We start from the raw sequence: 20,469 nt of genomic DNA, 5'->3' as shown, positions 1-20,469 counted from the left end.
CTCCTGAAGTGAACTCAAGGTTGGATAAAGAGATTGACCGGGAAGTCTCCAAGCGCGTCACCGACCCTCAGTTCTCCTTGGGTTGTGACTACGCTGGTTGAAAAAAGTCCCTTTAATTTGCCGGTCGGGGCGGTGAACGGCAGTCTGACCCGTGTATCGCCCCAAACCGGTGCCGCTACCCACGGCGGATCGTCAGTGGCCAACAGGGACAGCGCCAGTCTCGGCACGATCACAATGGCCGTTTGCGTCGCTGTCGCGCGACTGAACGCCAACACCTTCCCGGCGTGTTCGCCGGACACCTCCAGGGGTTGATAGTCGCCACGACTGAACAGGCTGGCGTGGCGGGCCCGCAGCGCCAGGGTACGGGCGATCAGCGCCTGCTTGATGCGGCCACTGCGCCAGTCCGCGAGCAGTGCCTGCGCTGTCGTCGAAGCGTCCAGCGCCGCTTGTCGAGCGGCAAAATCCACCGGCCGCCGGTTGTCCGGATCCACCAGGCTGAAGTCCCAGAACTCATTGCCCTGGTACAGGTCAGGCAGCCCCGGCACGGTCATTCGCAGCAAACATTGGGCCAGGCTGTTGAGCGCGCCGGCGCCGGCGATCAATTGCACGGCGGCAGCAATGGCGCTGCGTAATGCCAGGCCCTCGGGCTTGAGCAGCAGGGTGTCGAGAAAACCGTGGCAGGCGTTTTCATAGGCCTCGTTCGGTGCGCTCCAGCTGCTTTGCAGCTTGGCCTCGCGCAGGGCCTTGCGTTGCCATTCCCGCAGGCGCCCGGCGTACTCGCGCAGCGCGGGCAGGTCATCGGCCGCAAGGTCCAGCGGCCAACTGCCGAGCAGGGCCTGGTAGAGCATCAGTTCGTCGCCCGCCGAGGGCGCCGCCGGGTCATCGCGCAAGCTTGCCGCTTGCGTGCGCCACTGTTCGATCCAGCCGGCATAGGTCGCACTGCATTCGCTCAGGACGGCCAGCCGTGCACGGCTGTCTTCACCGCGCTTGTGGTCATGGGTGGCGGTGGTCAGCAGGTTGTCGGGAAAATCCCGCAGGCGCTGGCGGTTGGCCTCGTGGAAGTCCTCCACGGGCGCGCTGAACTGCTCGGTGGAGAAGCCCACGTCGTTGCGTGAAAGCAGCACCGCCGAACGATAGAACGCGGTGTCCTCCACGGCCTTGGCGGCGGTCGGCGAGGTCAGTTGCTGGAAGCGCACGCAGGCATGCCTGAGCAGCTTGCGCTCGCGGCCGGGCGCGCGCTCACGCCAGCGCTGGCCGCCCAGCCACTGTTGCAGGTAGTCGAGCACCGGCCAGTCGGCTTCGCCGAGGGTGGTGCGGGCGCCAGCGAGGGCCTGCTGGAAAAAACGCTCGTCCTCGGTTGGGCGACCGCAGGCATTGATGTAGGTCCGGTATACCGGGTAATGCACGATCAGTGCCTGCAAGGCGCGGCGAATCGCGCCGAGGGTCAGGTCGCGGCTCATCAGGTCGTCGCGGGCTACCTGCAGCAGGGCCTGGGCGACGCTTTCGAAATCGCCGGCCAGCGAACCGTTGAGCATCTGCTGGCGCGCCAGTCGCGCTTCCTGGGCGAACTCGGCGGGGCGCTCGCTGAGACGGCTCCAGAGTTCGGCCAGCGGCTCGGCGCCACGGGGATCGTGCTGCAACAGCGACAGCTGGTTCATGAACTCGTAGCCGGTGGTGCCGTCGACCTGCCAGTCGCGGTGCAGGTTTTCGCCCTGGCCGAGGATCTTCTCGACATGGATCGACAGGTGCCTGTCCGGCGCCAGGGCATCGACCCGGCGTCGCAGCCGGCGGCAGTAGCCGCGGGGATCGGCGAGGCCGTCGATATGGTCGATCCGCAGGCCGTCCACCAGGCCGTCGCCGATCAGCTGGAAGATCTTCTGGTGCGTGGCCTCGAACACCGCCGGGCGTTCGACGCGCAGGCCGCCCAGTTCGTTGACATCGAAGAAGCGCCGCCAGTTGATGTCGTCGCCGGCGGTACGCCAGCTGGCAAGGCGGTAATGCTGGCGTTCGAGCAACCGGTGCAGGCGCTGGAATCCCTCCGGTTCACGGGAGTCGTAGCGCTCGAGGCTGGCCAGCAGCGCCGGGTGACTTTCCGTGCGGCTGGCCAGCGCGGCGCGCAGTTGCCGGGCCTGGCCGTAGGCGTCGGGTAGGGTATTGAGGGCCTTGAAGCGCACGGCCAGATCGTCCAGGCCCGGCAGGTCGGCGAGAATCTGCCCGTAGTCCCGGGGGCAGATCGGAAAATGGTGCTGGTAATGCTCGACGTGAAAACCGCCGCTCGCGGCATCGAAACGCAGGGGCAGCGTGCCGTCCTGCAAGGCGACGCCATAGTCGCTGCCGAGAAACGGCATCAGCAACTGGCCTTCGAGCAGCGGGTCCGGCGAATGCCACTGGATGTCGAAGAACTCGCCATAGGGGCTGCGTCGCCCCCATTCCAGCAGGTCCAGCCACCAGGGGTTATCGGCACCGCCCACCGCCATGTGGTTGGAGACGATGTCCAGGATCAGGCCCATGCCGTGTTCGCGCAGGGCGGCGACCAGGCGCCGCAGCGCGGGCTCGCCACCCAGTTCCGGATTGACCCGGGTCGGGTCGACCACATCGTAGCCGTGCATCGAACCGGCCCGGGCGCTGAGCAGCGGCGAGGCATAGAGATGGCTGATACCCAGTCGGGCGAAATAAGGGACCCACGCGGTGGCCGCGTCGAGCGGGAAGCCCTTGTGCAATTGCAGCCGCAGGGTGGCGCGCAGTGGCGCTTGTGCCGGGCCGCTCATCGATCCCGCTCGGCGGCCTGGAGACGGGCGCAGGCCAGCAGTTCGAGGCGCCGTGCCGCATCGATATCGTCCAGCAGCCCACGGCTGTTGCCCGGCAGGCGGCGGCGCCAGTTGGGGTGGCTGTCGATGGTGCCGGGCAGGTTCGGTTGTTCCTCCATCCCGAGGGCATCTTCCAGCGGCAACAGCACCAGCGGCGCACGGGTATGCCCGAGGAACCGGATACTGGCATCCACCACCTGGTCGGTCTCGTGGGACTCGTCGCGAAAATTCTGTGGGTCCGCGCTCAGTGCCCGGTGCAGGCCTTCGCGTTCATGCTGGCGGGTCTGGCGCCAGTGGTCGGCGGTCGGGGTATCGATCAGCCCGAGGCGGATATTCCAGTCGATGTCCCGGGCATGCCACCAGCCGTTGAGGGTGGGCAGGTCATGGGTGCTGGTGGTGGCCAGCGCATTGTCCGGCCAGTCGAGTATGGGCTTGAAGCGATGGTCGTACTCCTGTTCGAACAGCAGCACGCGCATGCCGAGGATCGAGCGGGCACTGAGTTTTTCCCGCAGGCCGTCGGGCACCGTGCCGAGGTCTTCACCGAGGACGATGGCCTGGTGTCGCGAGGACTCCAGGGTCAGCAGGCGCAGCAGGTCGTCCACCGGGTAGTAGAGGTAGGCGCCGTCGCTCGGTGGCGAACCGAGGGGAATCACCCAGAGTCGCTGCAGACCCATCACATGGTCGATGCGCAGGCCCCCGGCGTGGGCGAAGTTGGCCCGCAGCATTTCGATAAAGGCGCGGAAACCATGGCGCTTCAGGCCTTCAGGGGCGAAGGCGGAGATGCCCCAGCTCTGCCCGGAGCGGTTGAGGATATCGGGCGGCGCGCCGACGGTGAGTTCGGCCAGCAGCTCGTCCTGCCGGCTCCAGGCCTGGCTGCCGCCGCCATCGGCACCGACGGCGAGGTCGGCGATCAGGCCGATGCCCATGCCGCTGCCCCGGGCCGCGTTCTGTGCGCGTTCCAGGCAACGGGCGATCAGCCACTGACTGAAGGCATAGAAACCGATTTCCTGCGCCTGTTCCTCGGCGAAGCGGGCGAGTGCCGCGCCGCGTGGATGGCGCCATTCCTCGGGCCAATGGCGCCAGTCGCTGCTTTCGTCGCGAGCGACTCGCCAGGCTTGCAGCGCTTCGAAACAGCAGTGGTTTTCCAGGGCTTCGCCGCCGGCCAGGCGGAAGCTGTTGAAATCCTCGCCGAGGGGATGGTCGCCCAGCCGGAAACCATCGTACAAGGCGCGTAGCAGACGCTGCCTGGCGCGCGCCGCCCGAGGCCAGTCGATCAGCGGCAACTGTTCCAGGGCCTGCAGTTCATCGGCCAGGCCGGCGGTGTCGATGGCCATGCGCAGGGCTCGCTCGCCGAGGATCGCCCCCGGCGCGGCATACAGGCTGTTGAGAAACAGGCGGCTGGAGGGCGAGTACGGGCTGTAGCGTTGCGGGTCGCAACTGAACATCGCATGCAGTGGACTGATGGCCAGGGCATCGGCACCCCGTTCGCCGGCTGCCCGGGCCAGGTCTTCCAAGGCCAGGGTATCGCCGAAGCCACCATCGCCGGGACGTTGCAGGCTGTAGAGCTGGGCGCTCAGGCCCCAGGCCCGGGGTGTCCGGGTATCGGTGGCGTCGGCCATGCTGTGGCAGGCGGCGGGGGCGACGGCCAGGGTGAAATGCTGGCCTTCGATGCTCACGGCCTGGTAGCCGACCGGCACCAGGCCCGGCAGCACCGCGTCCTGGTCCAGTCGCAGATTGAGTACCGCACCGTCTTCCAGCTGAATCTCACAAGGTGTATCGGCGCTGAAGTAGCGGGCCAGGTCCAGCCCCTGGCCGAAGTCCGCTGTCAGCAGCGGCGGCAGGTGCTTGTCCTGTTGCACCCGTTGCAGTTCCAGCAGGCTGCGTTCAATGGCGGCATCGTCATCGGCCGGATGGCCGAGACCGGCCAGGACCTTGCGCAGGACCTCGGGCCGGACCTTCTGCGGCCGGCCATTGGCATCGACCCAGTCAACGGCCAGGCCCGCTCGGCTCGCAAGAATTTCCAGCTGCGCATCGTTCATCGTGACTCTCCATCAAGGGACGACAAGTCTTCATCGTTGCTCAGGCTGACCAGGGCGCAATAGGGCGCCAGGCTGCCTTCGTCCAGCTGTCGGGTGGCGCCCGCGGTGCTTTCGAACAACCAGCGGGCGGTGCTGTCGGCGCTATGCGCGACGGGGGAGGCACTGAGGTTGAGGTCGATGCGCAGCAGGCTGCCATCGCCCAGTTGCCAGCGCGCGCTGAGGGCACCCTCGGCCAGCACCTCGGCACCCAGGGCCTGGGCGCCGGGCAGTCGGGGGACCAGTTCGCGGTGACGAATCTCCAGCAACTGCCGGTAGAGCCGCGCCGTGGCCTCGCGGGTGAAGTGGGCGGCGGCGTCGAAGTCCGGGCGCGAGGCCTCGAAGGTGCTCGGGGCGTTCGGGTCGGGGATATGCGCCCGCCGCTCCGGATCGGCGAAAGCGGCGAATTCGGCAAACTCCGCGCGCCGGCCTTCGCGCACGGCATCGGCCAACTCGCCATGGTGATCGGTGAAGAACAGGAAGGGTTGCTCGGCACCGGTTTCATCGCCCATGAACAGCAGCGGGATCATCGGCGACAACAGCAACAGCACGGTGGCCGCGCGCAAAGCCGGAGCGGGGCAGAGCTGGTTGAGACGCTCGCCGAGTGCCCGGTTGCCGATCTGGTCGTGGTTCTGCAGGAACAGGATAAAGGCGGTGGGCGGCAGGTGCGCGCTCGGCTCGCCGCGGCTGCGGCCGTGGCGGTTGGGATGCCCCTGGTAGACAAAACCCTGGCTCAGGCAGCGTGCCAGCTTGGTGGTGGTTTCCCGGGCGTAGTCGGCGTAGTAGGACTCGGTTTCGCCGCTCAGCAGCACATGCAGGGCGTTGTGGCCGTCGTCGTTCCATTGGCCGTCGTAGGCCTCTTCCAGCAGGCTGGCCTGGTTGAATTCGTTTTCCACGGTCAGCCAGACATGCCGCCCCGGGTCGACCTGCTGGCGTACCGTCTGGGACAGTTCGCGCAGGAAGGTGCTGTCGTTGATCGCATGCACCGCATCCAGGCGCAGGCCGTCGAAACGGTACTCCAGCAGCCACATCAGGGCGTTGTCGATGAAGAAGTCGCGCACTTCCCGGCGGCGGAAATCGATGGCCGCGCCCCAGGGCGTCTGGCAGTCGTCACGGAAGAAGTCCTTGGCATAGCGGCCGAGAAAGTTGCCGTCCGGGCCGAAGTGGTTGTAGACCACGTCGAGGATCACCATCAGGCCATGGCCATGGGCGCTGTCGATCAGGTGCTTGAGGTCTTCGGGCGAGCCATAGGATGACTGCGGCGCATAGGGCAGTACGCCGTCATAGCCCCAGTTGCGCTCGCCGGGGAATTCAGCCAGGGGCATCAGCTCGATGGCAGTGATCCCCAGCGCGGCCAGGCGCGGCAGATGCTGCTCAACCGCGCGGTAGCCGCCGAGGGCGCCGACATGCAGCTCGTAGATCACCGCGGTATGCCAGGGCCGCCCTTGCCAGTCCTTGTGTTGCCAGTGATAGGCCAGGGGATCGACCACTACGCTCGGCGCGTGCACGCCGCCGGCCTGGGCCCGGGAAGCCGGATCGCAGACCTGCAGTTCGCCGTCGATGTTGTAGCGGTAGCGGGTACCGGCCCCGCAGCGGGTTTCCAGGGTGAACCAGCCATCGTTCTGCGGCAGCATGGCCAGTGAGCGGCCATCTTCCAGATCGACGCTGACGTAATAGCTGTCCGGCGCCCACAGCGCGAAGCGGGTATGCTCCGCGTCCAGCATGACAGCACCATGAGGCCAGGTTTCCAGAGTCCGTAACGGCATCTATGAAGACCTCCTCAGTGCTTGCCCGATCTGCTCCGGGAATTCGCCACCAAGGTTTCATACAGTTGTGCGTAGGGTTCCACCGCCTTGCACCAGTTGAACGGCGCGGCCATCGCCCGGCAGCGCATGGCATTGAGCAGCGGCGGGTAGGCGAACACCTTGAAGGCCCGGCTCAAGGCTTCTTCGTAGCTTTCCACGGTGGATTCGTCGAAGAGGAAACCGGTCACGCCGTTCTCGATGGTGTCGGCCAGGCCGCCGGTATTGCGCGCCACCGGCAGGGAGCCGAAACGCTGGGCGTACATCTGGCTCAGGCCACAGGGTTCATAGCGTGAAGGCATCAGCAGGAAATCGCTGCCGGCGAACATCCGCCGTGCATCGGTTTCGTTGAAGCCGATGCGTACGCCGATCTGGCCCGGGAAACGCAGGGCCAGCTGGCGCATGGCCTGCTCCTCTTCCGGTTCGCCACGGCCGATAATCGCGATCTGGCCACCGGCGCGGACGATAAATTCGCTGACCGCTTCGGTCAGGTCCAGGCCCTTCTGGTAGACCAGTCGCGACACCACGGCGAACAGCGGACCGCTGGAGGGCTCGAGGCCGAACAACTGGCGCACATGGGCGGCATTGGCCGCCTTGCCGTCCCAGTCGCCGATGTTGAACGGGCAGACCAGATGGCTGTCGGTGGCCGCGTCCCAGCTTTCATCGATACCGTTGGGAATACCGCTGAGCAGGCCCTGGTAGGTTTTGCTGGCAAGGAAACCGTCGAGGCCGCAGCCGAACTCCGGGGTGGTGATTTCCTCGGCGTAGGTGGCGCTGACCGTGGTGATATGGCTGGAATAGGCCATGCCGGCCTTGAGGAACGACAGCTTGCCGTAGAACTCCATGCCTTCCTGTTGCAGGGCGTGGGGCGGGATCCCCAGTTCCGGGCAGCAGGCCAGGCTGACCACGCCCTGGTAGGCGAGGTTGTGGATGGTGAACAGCGTCGGCGTACGCTGGCCGCGCCAGTGCATGTAGGCCGGGGCGAGGCCGGCGGGCCAGTCGTGGGCGTGGACCAGGTCTGGGGTCCAGTGGATCTGCGCGAGGTTGGCGGCGATATCGGCGGCGGCCAGGCCCAGGCGCGCAAAGCGGATATGGTTGTCCGGCCAGTCGCGACCGTTGTTGGCGCCGTAGGGCGTGCCTTCGCGCTCGAACAGTTCGGGGCAGATCAGCACGTAGATCACCAGGCCGTCGGGCATGTCCATGCGGCCGATCTTGCAGGGCGGCAAGGCGGCATGACCACCGAGCTCGCCGATGATATGGATCGGGTTGTCGCTGTGCAGCACTTGCGGGTAGCCGGGAATCAGCACGCGGACATCATGCAGGTGGTGCATGGCCCGTGGCAGTGCGGCGGAGACGTCGCCCAGGCCGCCGGTCTTGACCAGATCGGCGAACTCGGAGGTGACAAACAGCACTTTCTTCTTGTTCGGGTTGGCGGCCACTGCCGGTGACAACGGCTTCCCTCCGGTCAAGGGTGTCGACACGGGGACCGATTCGCTGGCCTGAATCAAACCTTCTCCCTGAATTTCCAACGCAGCGCTGATCATGTGTCTCTCCCGTTTTATTTGATCTGATCCCTGCCTTTCACACAGTGTGCCGAAACCACATCCTTTGGTCGGACACACCCGTTCAGGGCGATTGAGCGAATACCGCGCAACGCACCGGAACAAGAAAGGGTGGGAAGCGTCTGTGCCCATGACACCCGCAACAGACGCCTTACCTTTAACCTGACCGACCGCTGTTTCAGAAGTTTCGACTTTTTTTCGATGAAATGACTGAGTGGTCAGTAGGCCCAAAAAACAGTGTAGGAGAGATGTCGCCCATGCGAAGGGCCTTGTTTAGACGACAAATGGGAAAAAAACACCGGACGGGTATATGGGGCAATGGCTGGCGTTTTTTTTGGAACGATCGTTCGTGATCGGCTGCACCCGATTGGCGCAGACGGGTGGGGTGGGTGTTCGAGGAGGGGGCGTGGCAGGAGCAAAAAAAGTGCGCGGGCCCGGTGCGGCCGTGCCCGAATGGAAGCGGGCACGGTCCACCTGATGGTCTAGCCGAGCACGCGGATCGGCTTATCGGCCGCCCACGCCTGGATATCCTCGATCATCTGGCTGTAGAACATCCGGTAGTTGTTCTGGCTGACATAGCCCACATGGGGCGTGGCCAGGACATTGTCGAGGGTGCGAAAGGGATGCCCGGCCGGCAACGGCTCCTGTTCGAACACGTCCAGGGCGGCACCGGCCAGTCGACCGTGCTCAAGCGCGGTGATCAGTGCCTGTTCGTCGACGATCGGCCCGCGAGCGGTGTTGACCAGGTACGCGGAAGGTTTCATCCAGCCCAGTGCCCGGGCGTCCACCAGGCCGCGGGAGCGCTCGCTGAGCACCAGGTGCACGGACAGCAGGTCGGCCTGTTCGAACAGGGCCTGTTTGCCGACGTATTCCACACCTGATTCGGCGGCGCGTTCCGGCGTGAGGTTTTCGCTCCAGGCGATCACCCGCATGCCGAATGCCTGGCCGTAGCGGGCGACTTTCTGGCCGATGCTGCCCAGGCCGAGAATGCCCAGGGTCTTGCCATACAGATCGCTGCCCAGGCCCTGCTGCCAATCCCCGGCGCGCAGGGAGTTGGCTTCCTTCAGCAGATTGCGGCTCAGGGCCATGGCCAGCGCCCAGGTCAGCTCCGGGGCGGCGTGCTTGTAGCTGTCGGTGCCACAGACCTGGATACCCAGGGCGGTGGCGGCCTTGATATCCAGGGCGGCATTGCGCATGCCGCCGGTCACCAGCAGTTTCAGGCGCGGCAACTGGCGCAGCAGCGCTTCGTTGAAGGTGCTGCGCTCGCGCATCACGCAGATCACATCGAAGCCCGCCAGGCGTTCGGCCATGACCCCGTTGTCGGCCGGGTAGTCGTGGAGGAAATGCACCTGGCCGATGCCTTCGAGCGCGGACCAGTCCACCACGTCGCCGGCCACGCCTTGCCAGTCATCGATTACCGCAATCTGCAACGTCATTGCCTGTTTCCTCTTTTATTGTTTGGCGGCCAGCCAGCCGAGCAGGGCCTTGTGGAAGCGGGCCGGCTCTTCCATCTGAGGGGCATGGCCCAGGCCGGGGAATTCCACCAGGGTCGAGTGCGGGATCAGCTTGGCCACCTGCTTGCCGAGCACATCATAGTGACCGATGCGGGTCTTGACCTCCGGCGGCGCGATATCGCTGCCGATCGCCGTGGTGTCGGCAGTGCCGATCAGCAGCAGGGTGGGCATGCGCAGGTCCTTGAACTCGTAGTACACCGGCTGGGTGAAGATCATGTCGTAGATCAGCGCCGAGTTCCAGGCCACCGCGACATGCCCGGGCCCCTTGTTCAGGCCGGCGAGCATATCGACCCAACGGTCGAACTCGGGTTTCCAGTGGCCGGCGTAGTAGGTGTTGCGTTCATAGTTGCGAATGCTTTCGGCGGTCAGCTTCAACTCGCGCTCGTTCCATTGGTCGACGGTGCGGTAGGGCACGCCCAGGGCTTTCCAGTCTTCCAGGCCGATGGGATTGACCAGCGCCAGGCGCTCGACCTGTTGCGGATAGAGCAGGGCGTAGCGGGTGGCTAGCATGCCGCCGGTGGAATGACCGAGCAGCACGGCCTTGTGGATGCCGAGATTTTCCAGCAGGGCGTGGGTATTGCTCGCCAGTTGCTGGAAGCTGTACTGATAGTTATCGGGCTTGCTGGATGTGCAGAAACCGATCTGGTCCGGGGCGATGACCCGGTAGCCGGCGGCGCTCAAGGCCTTGATCGATTCATCCCAGGTGGCACCGCAGAAGTTCTTGCCGTGCATCAGCACCACGCTCTGGCCATTGGCCGGCCCGCTGGGCTTGACGTCCATGTAACCCATCTGCAGGGACTTGCCCTGGGACTGGAAGGCAAAGTGTTCGACCGGGTAGGGGTAGTCGAAGCCTTGCAGCTCCGGACCATAGGACGGGCCTTCGGCGGCATGGGACAGCACGGGCAGGGAGGCAGCGAGGAACAGGCTGCCGAGGACAAGGGAGCGTGAAGTGGACATGCGGGACCTCCGGAAGAATCTGCCCCCGATGCTGCTCAGGCGCGATTAACCCTGGATTAACGGGCGCGCCTCCTTCGTGCGCCAGGCCCCGTGCCAGGGCCCGCGGATTATCGGGCCGGGTAGTCGGCGATCACCTGGTCGGTACCGTACTTGGTCAGGCCGATCACCTGGAAGGCGTCCTGGCGATCACCCATTTCCATGCCGGGGGAGCCCAGGGGCATGCCCGGTACCGCGATGCCCCGCAGGTCGGCGCGCTTGCTCAGGGCAATGATCTGCTCGGCCGGGACGTGGCCCTCGACGAACTTGCCATCGATCACCGCCGTGTGACAGGAGGCGAGCCGTGGCGCCACGCCCAGGCGTTGTTTCACGGCGCTCATGTCCGCTTCGACATGGTCGTTGACCTTGAAGCCATTGGCTTGCAGGTGGGCGATCCAGGCTTTGCAGCAACCGCAACTGGCGTCGCGGTGTACATCGATGGACAGCGGTTCGCCAGCCTGGGCCAGGCTGCTGATGAACAGGGCCGACAGGGCGGCCAGGCGCAAGGAGTTTTTCATGGGGACGTCCTGGGATGCGAAGTGAGAGGCCGGGTATTCTCGCCGATAACACCGTGTTGTCCGGCTTGCGAAACAGTCTGAAACAGTCTTGTGGCGGGCGACGACGGGCAGCCAGGGTGCACCGTCGTGGCTGTCGGCAACCTGAGGGACAGATGACGAATTTGTCAGGCGAGGGTGTGTGGCGAGGTTTCCATCACGCGCTTGAGGTTGTGCATGGCCTGGGTCGAGAGGTCGATCATGCGGCCCTGCAATCCATTCAGGTTGAGTTCGGTGATGTACTGCAGGGTGCGGGTGAAATGCGTGCCTCGCCCCTGGCGCTGCAACTGGTACTGGATGCAGCCGTCGACGACGGCGGAGGTGAAGGCGGTCTTGAAGGCATGGGGCGGGTCGGCCAGGACCACGCGGTAGTTCATGTCGACCCGCAGTCCCAGCAGGTCGATGACTTCAGTGAAACGGTGATCCTTGGGCAGCGAGCCGCGGATGCCGGTCTCGGCGCTGACGGAGGTTGGGTGCCACTCGTGCCAGCGGTCCGGCTGCGTCACGTAGGCGTAGAGCATCGCGATATCGGCTTCTATATAGATCTCGTTGCTCAGGGTCTTGGCGTAAGTCTGGAAAGAGGGCTGTTCCATGTCGACTCCTGCTGCATTCCTTGTTTGGAGGGCGAAGCAGGAGTCAGCATAGGCGATGCCGGGTGATTCCACCCGTTTGGGTGGCAATCAATCGATGCTTCCCCGTGCGGGGCACGGGGGGGCAGGGCCGTGCGCGCTTCAACGGACCTTGAAACGGCCCATCAGTACGCTGACGCGGTTGTTGGCTTCCAGCAGGCTGCGGGTGTTGCTGTCGGTGGCATGACCACTGTTCACCAGTTCTTCGACCATGTGGCGGATCTGCACCATGCTGCGGTTGATTTCCTCGGTCACCGCGCTCTGCTGCTCGGCGGCCGTGGCGATCTGGGTACTCAGGCTGTTGATATGGCTGACGGAGCCGGCCATTTCATCCAGCCCCGAGTTGACCCGGGCCGTTGCATCGGCGGCGGACTGGCAACTGGCCTGGGTGTTTTCCATGGCCGCCACCGAGGAACTGACGCCCTGGGTCAGGCGGGTCAGCATTTCATTGATTTCCGAGGTGCTGGCCTGGGTCCGGGCGGCGAGGGCGCGGACTTCGTCGGCGACCACCGCGAAACCGCGGCCCTGTTCCCCGGCGCGTGCCGCTTCGATGGCCGCGTTCAGCGCGAGCAGGTTGGTCTGTCCGGCGATGGCCCCGATCACCCCGAGGATCTCGGTAATGCGCTGGGCGTCCTGCTGCATGCTTTCGACCTTGTGGGTGGCGCTGGCCACTTCGTCGATCAAGGCGATCACGCTGCCGGACGCCTCGCCCACCACCACCCGCGAACGGTCGGCGTGTTCACTGGCGCGCTGGGTGAAGGCGGCGGTTTCGGCCGCGTTCTGCGCCACGGTCTCGGCGGTGCTGCTCATTTCGGTGATGGCGGTCACCGTCTGGTCGGTTTCCGAGGCATGGCGGGTCAGGATCTGGTTGGTGTGGGCCGAGGTCTGTTGCAGTTTTTCCAGGCTGCCGGCCATGTCGCCGGTGGCCTGGGTGACTTCGCCGATCATGTTCTGCAGGTAGACGATAAAACGGTTCACCGAATGGCCGATGGCGCCCAGTTCGTCTTCGGCGCGGATGGTGATGCGCCGGGTCAGGTCGGCATCGCCGCTGGACAGGGCATCGATATTGGCCTTGAGCGCCTGCATGCGTTGCACCAGCTTGCGGATGGCGTAGATCTGCAGCAACACCAGCAGCAGGATCATCGGGATCTGCAACAGGCTCAGGGTCTTGAGCACGTCATCGCGTTGGGCGGTGATCGATTGGGTCGGCAGCGAAGTGGCGAGGAACCATGGCGAACCTTCGATGGGGCGCATGAAGAACGTGCTGGCGACGCCCTCGTTATCGAACTCGACCCGGCGCCGGCCGTTGTCGCGCTCCTGCAGGCCGGCCTTGACCTGGGCGGCGAAGGGCGAGTTGCCCGCCAGGTCATTGATGTTCTTCAGGACCACCGGGCTGTTGATATGGGTGCTGTTGCTGATGATCTTGCCGTCGGCCTCGACGATCAGCATCTCGGCGCCGAGGTCTTTTTCCTTGCGGGCCACCAGGTCGTTGAAGAAGCCCAGGGTCACGTCGATGGTCGACACGCCGTAAGGCACGCCATTGCGCTGGATCGCCATGGCGCAGTTGGTGCGCGGCTCCTGGCTGGCGTCGTCCTTGTAGGCCGCGGCCCAGGCGCACTGGCCGCGCGGGGTGGCCATGCCGCCCTTGTACCAGGGCTGGTCGTAATAGTTGGGGGCTTCGGCGCTGTTCCAGAAGGTGTTGACCTTCAACTGGCCGTTGGCATCGCGGTGCCAGAAGGTGCTGTGCTTGTTCTGCCCCGGGGTGCGCTGGCCGGGCAGGGGCCAGATGCCCCCGCCGAAGACCTTCAGCTCGCCGTACTGATCCACCAGTCCCGGCAGGACCTTGTCGATGGCATCGCTGTCGAGCAGCGGGATGGTCTGGGTGATGCTGCGTTGCTGGGCCTGGACCTTGTTCAGTTCGCCCTGGATCTGTTCCGCCACTTCGGCAATTCGGTTGAGTGCCACCTGTTCCTCGGTATGCCGCAGTTTCGGCGCGACCAGTTGGCTGATACCAACGACGGTCAGCACGAACAGCAGCAGGATGAACAGGACCAGAAACAGCGTGTAGCGGGCTTGGATCGTACGGAACATGGGCATGGGACCTGTCCTTGCAAAGCGGCTTTTATTGTTCGTGAGCTTTTCAGGGCTTCGACAGGTTATCGGCTTTGTATGGAGGGTCTTTAGGTACGTTCGTACAAGAAGTTCGGAAGGCTCTGGTGCGAGGGATAGCGGCCGGATCGAGGGGGTGGCCATTTTAATGTAGTGAAATGTAGATAAATTGTAACTGAATTGGAATATCGGTTGTCCGTCAGATCGATCTGACTAGAATCCGGAGTTCTTATACCTATCGTTCAGGGACGTTTCCTATGACTGCCTCATCAGCAAGTCACCAGCATGATCAGATTTTCAATCGCCTGAGCCAGGGAGTACGGTCATGAGCATGGGAACGGTAGGGTCGTGGGCCTCCGCGGCGGGCCTGAAGATTTTCGTCAAGGATGCCACTCCGGCAGCAAAGTCCAAGATCCAGAGCGACAAGGCCAAGCAGCTCTTGCGCACGATCGGCAAGGATCCGCTGGCGATTGACACCATCAAGATGGCCAGCGCCAAGCTGCGACCGAAGTTCAAGGACTTCAACCCGGAGCAAGTGACGCCGACGCAACTGGGCAAGATCAGTACATTCCTGAAGGATAACGGCCTGATCGATACCTTCACGGCGAGCCTGATGCTCAATGCCGGCGAGGAGTTCGACAAGTTCGGGGTGCAGAAAAAACCGGACGACAAGTTCAACGCCCTGGAGTATTTCGCCACCCAGATCAACATCATCCAGGATCGCAGCCTGAAGAAGGACGTGTACTCCAACTACATGGTTCCCGCCTACAAGAAGGCCATCAACGTCCTGCAGAACCTGCAGCAGTTCGGCAGCACCGGCGCTGCCGTGACGGTCAACACCAAGGCCTGACAAGGGCTCTTGCCAGCACCCGTTTCGGATTGGAGCGGGTGTTTCGCGGTCTTCGCACCGCCCTCTTGCTGCGACTCGCCCGACCTTTCCCGCCTGATCGACACCCATCTTGTGCCCAACTTTCCTGGGCGGCTCGGTCGCGCGCGCCTTCATGGCGACGTTGATGACATGGCTGTTTAAATGTAACTAAATGTAATACTGTGTAGGTAAATTATAGGTCAATTGAAATATAAGCCGCCGCCACGCTGATCCGATCGGGACGCCGGGCGCCTAAATCCAATCGTTCAGGGATACTTTCCATGGTCGTCTCCACCGCACGTCAGCAGCATGGTCGGATTTTCACGCGCCTGGGCCGGGGAGGTCAGTCATGAGCATGGGCGCGGTGGGGGCCTGGGCCACGGCGGCGGGGCTGAGGATCTTCGTTCCGGATGCTGCCAGTCCGGCACAGAAGTCGACGATCCAGAGCGACAAGGCCAAGCAGTTGTTGCAGACGATCGGCAAGGATCCGTTGGCGCTCGACACCGGCAAGATGGCCAGTGCCAAGCTGCGGCCGAGGTTCAAGGACTTCAATCCGGAGCAGGTGAGCCCCACGCAGTTGGGCAAGATCAGTACGTTCCTGAAGGATAACGGCCTGATCGATACCTTCACGGCGAGCCTGATGCTCAATGCCGGTGAGGATTTCGACAAGTTCGGGGCGCAGACGAAGCCGGACGACAACTTCAATGCCCTGGAGTATTTCGCCACGCAGATCAACACCATCCAGGATCGCAACCTGAAGAACGACCAGTATTCCAACTACATGGTCCCTGCCTACAAGAAAGCCATCAACGTCCTGCAGAACCTGCAGCAGTTCGGCAGCACCGGCGCTGCCGTGACGGTCAATACCAGGGCCTGATCAACCTGCCAGAAAGCATCCGTTTCGACTGGAACGGATGCTTTTTCACGTCCGTATCGAGACTGAAATAAATAGCTACATTTGTTGACGCCATAGAGTCGTCTCTCTACCATCGCGCCATTATTTTGATATCAGCTGTATTTCGAGGGATCGATCATGTCTCCACTCGCCTTCGGGACGAGGCTGTGCGCTGCGTTGCTGTGTGTTTCTGCCCTGAATACCGCTCATGCTGCTGATAACCCCGGGGTCACCGACCTGATCCGCGATCGCCAGGATCGCCTCCTCGAAGAACAGCGCCGCCGTCTCGAAGAGCTCAAGGACCTGCCCGGCAAAGCCGCGGCCCCCGTGGCGCCGACGACTCCGGTCGACACCCGCTGCTTCCCGATCAAGACCATCGAACTCAAGGGCGCCGACTCGCTGTCCGAGGCCGAGCGCGAGCGTCTGTTAAAGCCTTACATCGGCCAGTGCCTGGGTGTGCCGCAGCTCAACGAGTTGCTCAAGGTCATCACCGACCACTATATCGAGAAAGGCCTGGTCACCAGCCGTGCCTATCTGCCGCAGCAGGACCTGTCCAGCGGCAACCTCAAGGTGCTGGTGGTCGAAGGTCGGCTCGAAGGCTTGAAGGGGGACGAGGGCAGCGGTATTTCCGACCGCCAGTTAGCAATGACTTTTCCCGGCAAGCCGGGGGATCTGCTGAACCTGCGGGAAATCGAGCAGATGGTCGACCAGTTGAATCGCCTGCCGTCGAACCAGGCGCAGATGGAGCTGGTCCCGGGCAAGGAGGTCGGCGGCAGCGAAGTGCTGGTCAAGAACACTCCGCAGAAACCCTGGCGGGTCGGGCTGGCCCGGCACAACGACGGCCAGCGCAGCACCGGCGAACAGCAGTGGGGCACCAGCCTCGACTGGGACAGCCCCCTGGGATTGGCCGACCAGCTGTCCCTGCGCGGCGGCCATGATGCCCTCAGCGATCACCAGAAAACCTCGCGCAATGCGATGCTGTATTACAACCTGCCGTTCGGCTGGTGGAACCTCAGCTACACCTACAGCGAGAGTGAATACCGCTCGCTGGCCAAGGCCAGTGGCTTCGATTTCAAGCAGACCGGCGACAGCCAGAACCATCAGTTGAAACTGGAGCGGGTCATCTACCGCGATGCCCTGAGCAAGACTTCACTCAATACCGGCGTGTCCTACCTGCGCACCAACAACTTTATCGAAGACAGCAAGCTGGATGTCAGCAGCAACCGCATCAGCGAAGCCCAGTTCGGCATCAACCACGGCCGGCGGATCGGCGGGGCGTTCGTCAACGTCGATCTGGGCATGCAGGACGGCATCGGTGCGTTCGATGCCCAGGGCAACCACGACCCGAAACCGGGCCAGGCCGATGCCCGCTACCGCAAATACACCGCGACGCTGAGCTACCTGCAGCCATTCAAGCTGTGGGGCGAGTCCTTCAGCTTCAGCAGCCTGATGACCGGCCAGCGCAGCGAAGACGTGCTGTTCAGCTCGCAGCGCATGAGCCTGGGCGGACAGTCGTCGATTCGCGGCTACAAGGACCAGACCCTGTCCGGCGACAGCGGCGGTTACTGGCGCAACGACCTGCGCTGGACACGGCCGGTGACCCTGGACTGGATGCGTCCGGTGTTCGCCGAGTATGGCACCAGCCTCGGCTACGACCAGGGCGTGATCCGTCGCGACCGCTACAACGCCGAGCAGCACGGGCGCATGACCAGCGACTCGCTGGAACTGTTTGCCCGCGGGCAACACGTGGCGGCCACCGTGACCTTTGCCCATTCCCTGGAAAGACCGGGGCCGATCACCGAGCGTGAAGCGCCGATCTACTTCCGCCTGGATTTCTTCCTTTAATTTTCCGCTGTATCTGATTCGAGATTTTCTGACATGGACGTTCGCCACTTCGCCTTCCTTGCGCGCCAACCTTCTGCTGCCCTGAAAACCCGCGGGCACTTCCTGGGACTGCCCAAGCGCGGCATGGCGTTCCTGTTGGCGAACGTGATGTTCTGGCAGCCGCTGTGGGCCCAGGCGGACGGTATCGTGGTCAGCGCGCCGGGAACCACGCTCGGTCAGGCGGGCAATGGCGTGCCCATCGTCAATATCGCCGCGCCCAACGGCAGTGGCTTGTCGCACAACCAGTTCCACGACTACAACGTCGGGGCCAACGGCGTCATCCTCAACAACGCCACGGCCCGGACCCAGTCCACACAACTGGGTGGGATCATTCTCGGTAACAGCAACCTCAACGGCCGAGCCGCCACCACCATCCTCAACGAAGTCAACGGCGGTAGCCCCAGCCAACTGCGTGGCTACACCGAAGTGGCGGGGCAGTCGGCCCATGTGATCGTCGCCAACCCTTACGGCATCAGTTGCAGCGGCTGCGGCTTTATCAACACGCCGCAGGCAACGCTCACCACCGGTAAACCGGTGATCAGCAACGGCCAGGTGTCGGGTTATCAGGTCGACCAGGGCAGCGTGTCCATCGAAGGCGCCGGGCTTAACGCCAACAATATCGACCAGTTCGAAATCATCACCCGCTCGGCGCGGCTCAATGCCGAGATCCAGGCGAAGAACCTGGCGATCATTGCCGGCGCCAACGATGTCGATGCCAAAACGCTGAAGGCCACCGCCCGCACCGCCAATCCCGCCAATGCGCCGCAACTGGCCATCGACTCCTCGGCCCTGGGCGGCATGTACGCCGGGGCGATCAAGCTGGTGGGCACCGAAGCCGGTGTCGGGGTCAAGCTCGACGGCAAGATGGTCGCCAGTGGTGGCGATATCCAACTCGATGCCAACGGCCATCTGAGCATGGTCGACACGGCGGCGAGCGGAGCGGTCAACCTCAAGGCCCAGAGCCTGGAGGCCAAGGGCCCGGTCTACGCCGGCACCACCCTGGACATGCAAACCCAAGGCGACCTGAGCAGCCAGAACAACCTGGTCGCCAAGGACCGCATCACCCTGAACAGCGGCGGCCAGTTGACCAACAACGGCATCATCGAAGCCGGGGTCAATCTTGATAACACCCGCAACAGCGAAGGCGACGTCAGCGTCACGGCGCAGAACCTCAGCAACGCCGGCAAGACCATCCTTGCCAGCCGTGACCTGTCGATTACCACCACACAAACCCTGAACAACCAGGGCGGCACCCTGAGCGGCCAGCGGCAGACCACGGTCACCGCCGGCACCCTCGACAACCAGAACAAGGGCCGGGTACTCAGCGCTGCGCAACTCAACCTGACCGCCGACAAGGCACTGAACGGGCAGGGCGGCCTGATCAACAGCGCCAGCCAACTGACCGCCACCCTGGGGCACCTGAACAACAATGGCGGTGAAGTCTCCAGCCAGGACAGCAGCACGCTGGTGCTGGGCTCGATGGATAACCTCACCGGCCTGGTCATGGCCGAGAACATCCTCGACATCACAGCCACCGGCGCGGTGAACAATCAGGGCGGCCGCCTCGGTTCGAACCACACCTTCAGCTTCAAGGGCCAGGCCCTGGACAACACTGCCAAGGGTCGCATCACCGCCCAGCAAAAGCTGGAGCTGACCGCCACTCACCTCGACAACTCGGACGGCTCGCTGATCACCAACGGCCCGCTGACCCTGCGTGCCGACACCGTGGACAACGCCAGGGGACGTATCTCCAGCAAGGACGACCTGACCGCTACCGTCACGACGTTCAACCAGCAGGACGGTGCCCTGCTGACCGAAGGCAGCCTGAGCCTGACCGGTAGCAGCCTGGACAACCGCAATGCCGGCCTGGTCTCGGCGAAACAGCAGTTGACCCTCAACGTCGACCGCATCGATAACCGGGCCGGTGAGATCTCCAGCGTGCAGGCGGTCAACCTGGCCGGTCAGACGCTGAACAACAGCGAAGGCGGCAAGGTCCTCTCCGACACCGCGCTGGGACTCAAGGTCGCGCAGGTGATCAACCAGAGCCTGGGCCAGTTGGTCAGCCAGGGCAGCACCACGCTGACCGGCAGCAGCCTGGACAACAGCGGCGGCAAACTGAGTGCGCAGTCCGGCCTGGTGATCACCCTCGACGGTGCCCTGACCAACCAGCTCGCGGGTCTGATCAGCAGCGAAGGCACTCTGACGGCCCATGCTGGCAGCCTGGATAACTCGGGGGGCAGTTTTTCCACTGCCGGGCAACTGAAGATCACCAGCGATGGCGCCCTGGTCAACCAGGGTGGCCGACTGGTGACCGACAGCGGCATCGAGTTGCACAGCAGTCGTCTCGACAACCGCCAGGGCGGCACGATCAGCGGCCAGGAGGCGGTGTCGATCAACACCGGCGACTTCGACAACAGTCACGGTGGCTTCCTCAGCAGCGGCGATCGCCTGGACCTGACGGCCGCGCAACTGACCAACCAGAATGGCGGGCGCATCGGCGCCGCCAAGGCCCTGACCGCCAGCGTCACCGGCCTGGACCAGCAGGGCGGCCAGCTCCAGGGCGATACCTCGGTCAGCCTGGACCTCAACCACGGTCAATTGAACAACCAGGGCGGGCTGATCAACGCACCGTTGCTGGTCCTGAACAACCTCAAGGGTGTGAACAACCAGGGCGGTGAAATCTCCAGTGCCCAGGCCTTCACCCTGGCAGCCGACAGCCTGAACAACGACACCGGCAAGCTGCTGAGCAACCAGGCCTTGACCCTGCGCATCGATCA

12 protein-coding genes and 2 pseudogenes are annotated in these 20,469 nt (G+C 64.0%); 4 read left to right on the top strand and 10 right to left on the bottom strand.

All coding sequences use genetic code 11. The features are described from left to right. Positions 1-14 precede the first annotated feature (14 nt). The 10 genes and pseudogenes from ACL9RJ_RS13175 to ACL9RJ_RS13130 all read right to left on the bottom strand — a co-directional run. Positions 15-2,768, bottom strand: a complete 2,754-nt coding sequence (locus ACL9RJ_RS13175; protein WP_422765322.1) for a malto-oligosyltrehalose synthase — start codon at positions 2,766-2,768, stop codon at positions 15-17. Continuing rightward, entirely contained in the window at positions 2,765-4,846 is a 2,082-nt protein-coding gene (malQ, locus tag ACL9RJ_RS13170) for a 4-alpha-glucanotransferase (RefSeq protein ID WP_177085968.1), read from the bottom strand. Before malQ ends, ACL9RJ_RS13175 begins: the two co-directional genes overlap by 4 nt. Further along, positions 4,843-6,648 (bottom strand): malto-oligosyltrehalose trehalohydrolase, encoded by a 1,806-nt coding sequence (gene treZ / locus ACL9RJ_RS13165; RefSeq protein WP_177085966.1) that lies wholly within the window; start codon positions 6,646-6,648, stop codon positions 4,843-4,845. Before treZ ends, malQ begins: the two co-directional genes overlap by 4 nt. Positions 6,649-6,662: 14 nt before the next feature. After that, entirely contained in the window at positions 6,663-8,228 is a 1,566-nt protein-coding gene (gene glgA, locus ACL9RJ_RS13160) for a glycogen synthase GlgA (RefSeq protein WP_177085964.1), read from the bottom strand. A 500-nt stretch (positions 8,229-8,728) separates the two neighbouring features. Beyond that, the gene (locus tag ACL9RJ_RS13155; protein WP_177085962.1) at positions 8,729-9,682 is read right to left on the bottom strand and encodes a D-2-hydroxyacid dehydrogenase family protein; all 954 of its coding nucleotides are present in this window, start codon (positions 9,680-9,682) and stop codon (positions 8,729-8,731) included. A 15-nt stretch (positions 9,683-9,697) separates the two neighbouring features. Then, positions 9,698-10,717, bottom strand: a complete 1,020-nt coding sequence (locus ACL9RJ_RS13150; protein WP_177085960.1) for an alpha/beta fold hydrolase — start codon at positions 10,715-10,717, stop codon at positions 9,698-9,700. A 107-nt stretch (positions 10,718-10,824) separates the two neighbouring features. Next, a complete protein-coding gene (locus ACL9RJ_RS13145; protein WP_017125028.1) occupies positions 10,825-11,271 on the bottom strand; it encodes a DUF411 domain-containing protein in 447 nt (148 codons plus the stop codon). A 164-nt stretch (positions 11,272-11,435) separates the two neighbouring features. Next, complete coding sequence (locus tag ACL9RJ_RS13140; protein WP_017125029.1) at positions 11,436-11,900, bottom strand: SRPBCC family protein; 465 nt, start codon at positions 11,898-11,900, stop codon at positions 11,436-11,438. A gap of 138 nt (positions 11,901-12,038) precedes the next feature. Beyond that, positions 12,039-12,566: pseudogene (locus ACL9RJ_RS13135) on the bottom strand (methyl-accepting chemotaxis protein); the annotation flags it as partial. 333 nt (positions 12,567-12,899) lie between these two features. Then, a pseudogene (locus ACL9RJ_RS13130) lies at positions 12,900-14,027 on the bottom strand (cache domain-containing protein); the annotation flags it as partial. Between the two features lie 343 nt (positions 14,028-14,370). Here ACL9RJ_RS13130 and ACL9RJ_RS13125 point away from each other — a divergent pair. The 4 genes from ACL9RJ_RS13125 to ACL9RJ_RS13110 form a co-directional block, all read left to right on the top strand. Further along, positions 14,371-14,895: a hypothetical protein gene (locus ACL9RJ_RS13125; protein WP_017125031.1), complete on the top strand. Its 525-nt coding sequence runs from the start codon at positions 14,371-14,373 to the stop codon at positions 14,893-14,895. Positions 14,896-15,262: 367 nt separating this feature from the next. Then, entirely contained in the window at positions 15,263-15,790 is a 528-nt protein-coding gene (locus ACL9RJ_RS13120) for a hypothetical protein (protein ID WP_017125032.1), read from the top strand. 156 nt (positions 15,791-15,946) lie between these two features. Then, complete coding sequence (locus tag ACL9RJ_RS13115; RefSeq protein ID WP_422765321.1) at positions 15,947-17,653, top strand: ShlB/FhaC/HecB family hemolysin secretion/activation protein; 1,707 nt, start codon at positions 15,947-15,949, stop codon at positions 17,651-17,653. Positions 17,654-17,686: 33 nt separating this feature from the next. Beyond that, positions 17,687-20,469, top strand: a 2,783-nt coding sequence (locus ACL9RJ_RS13110; RefSeq protein ID WP_422765320.1) for a filamentous hemagglutinin N-terminal domain-containing protein, incomplete at its 3' end; no start/stop codon positions are given.

The organism is Pseudomonas sp. Mn2068 (assembly GCF_049319725.1).
GTDB lineage: Bacteria > Pseudomonadota > Gammaproteobacteria > Pseudomonadales > Pseudomonadaceae > Aquipseudomonas > Aquipseudomonas gingeri.
Note: the sequence above shows the minus strand (reverse complement) of the source record. Positions and strands in the feature narration are given on the sequence as shown.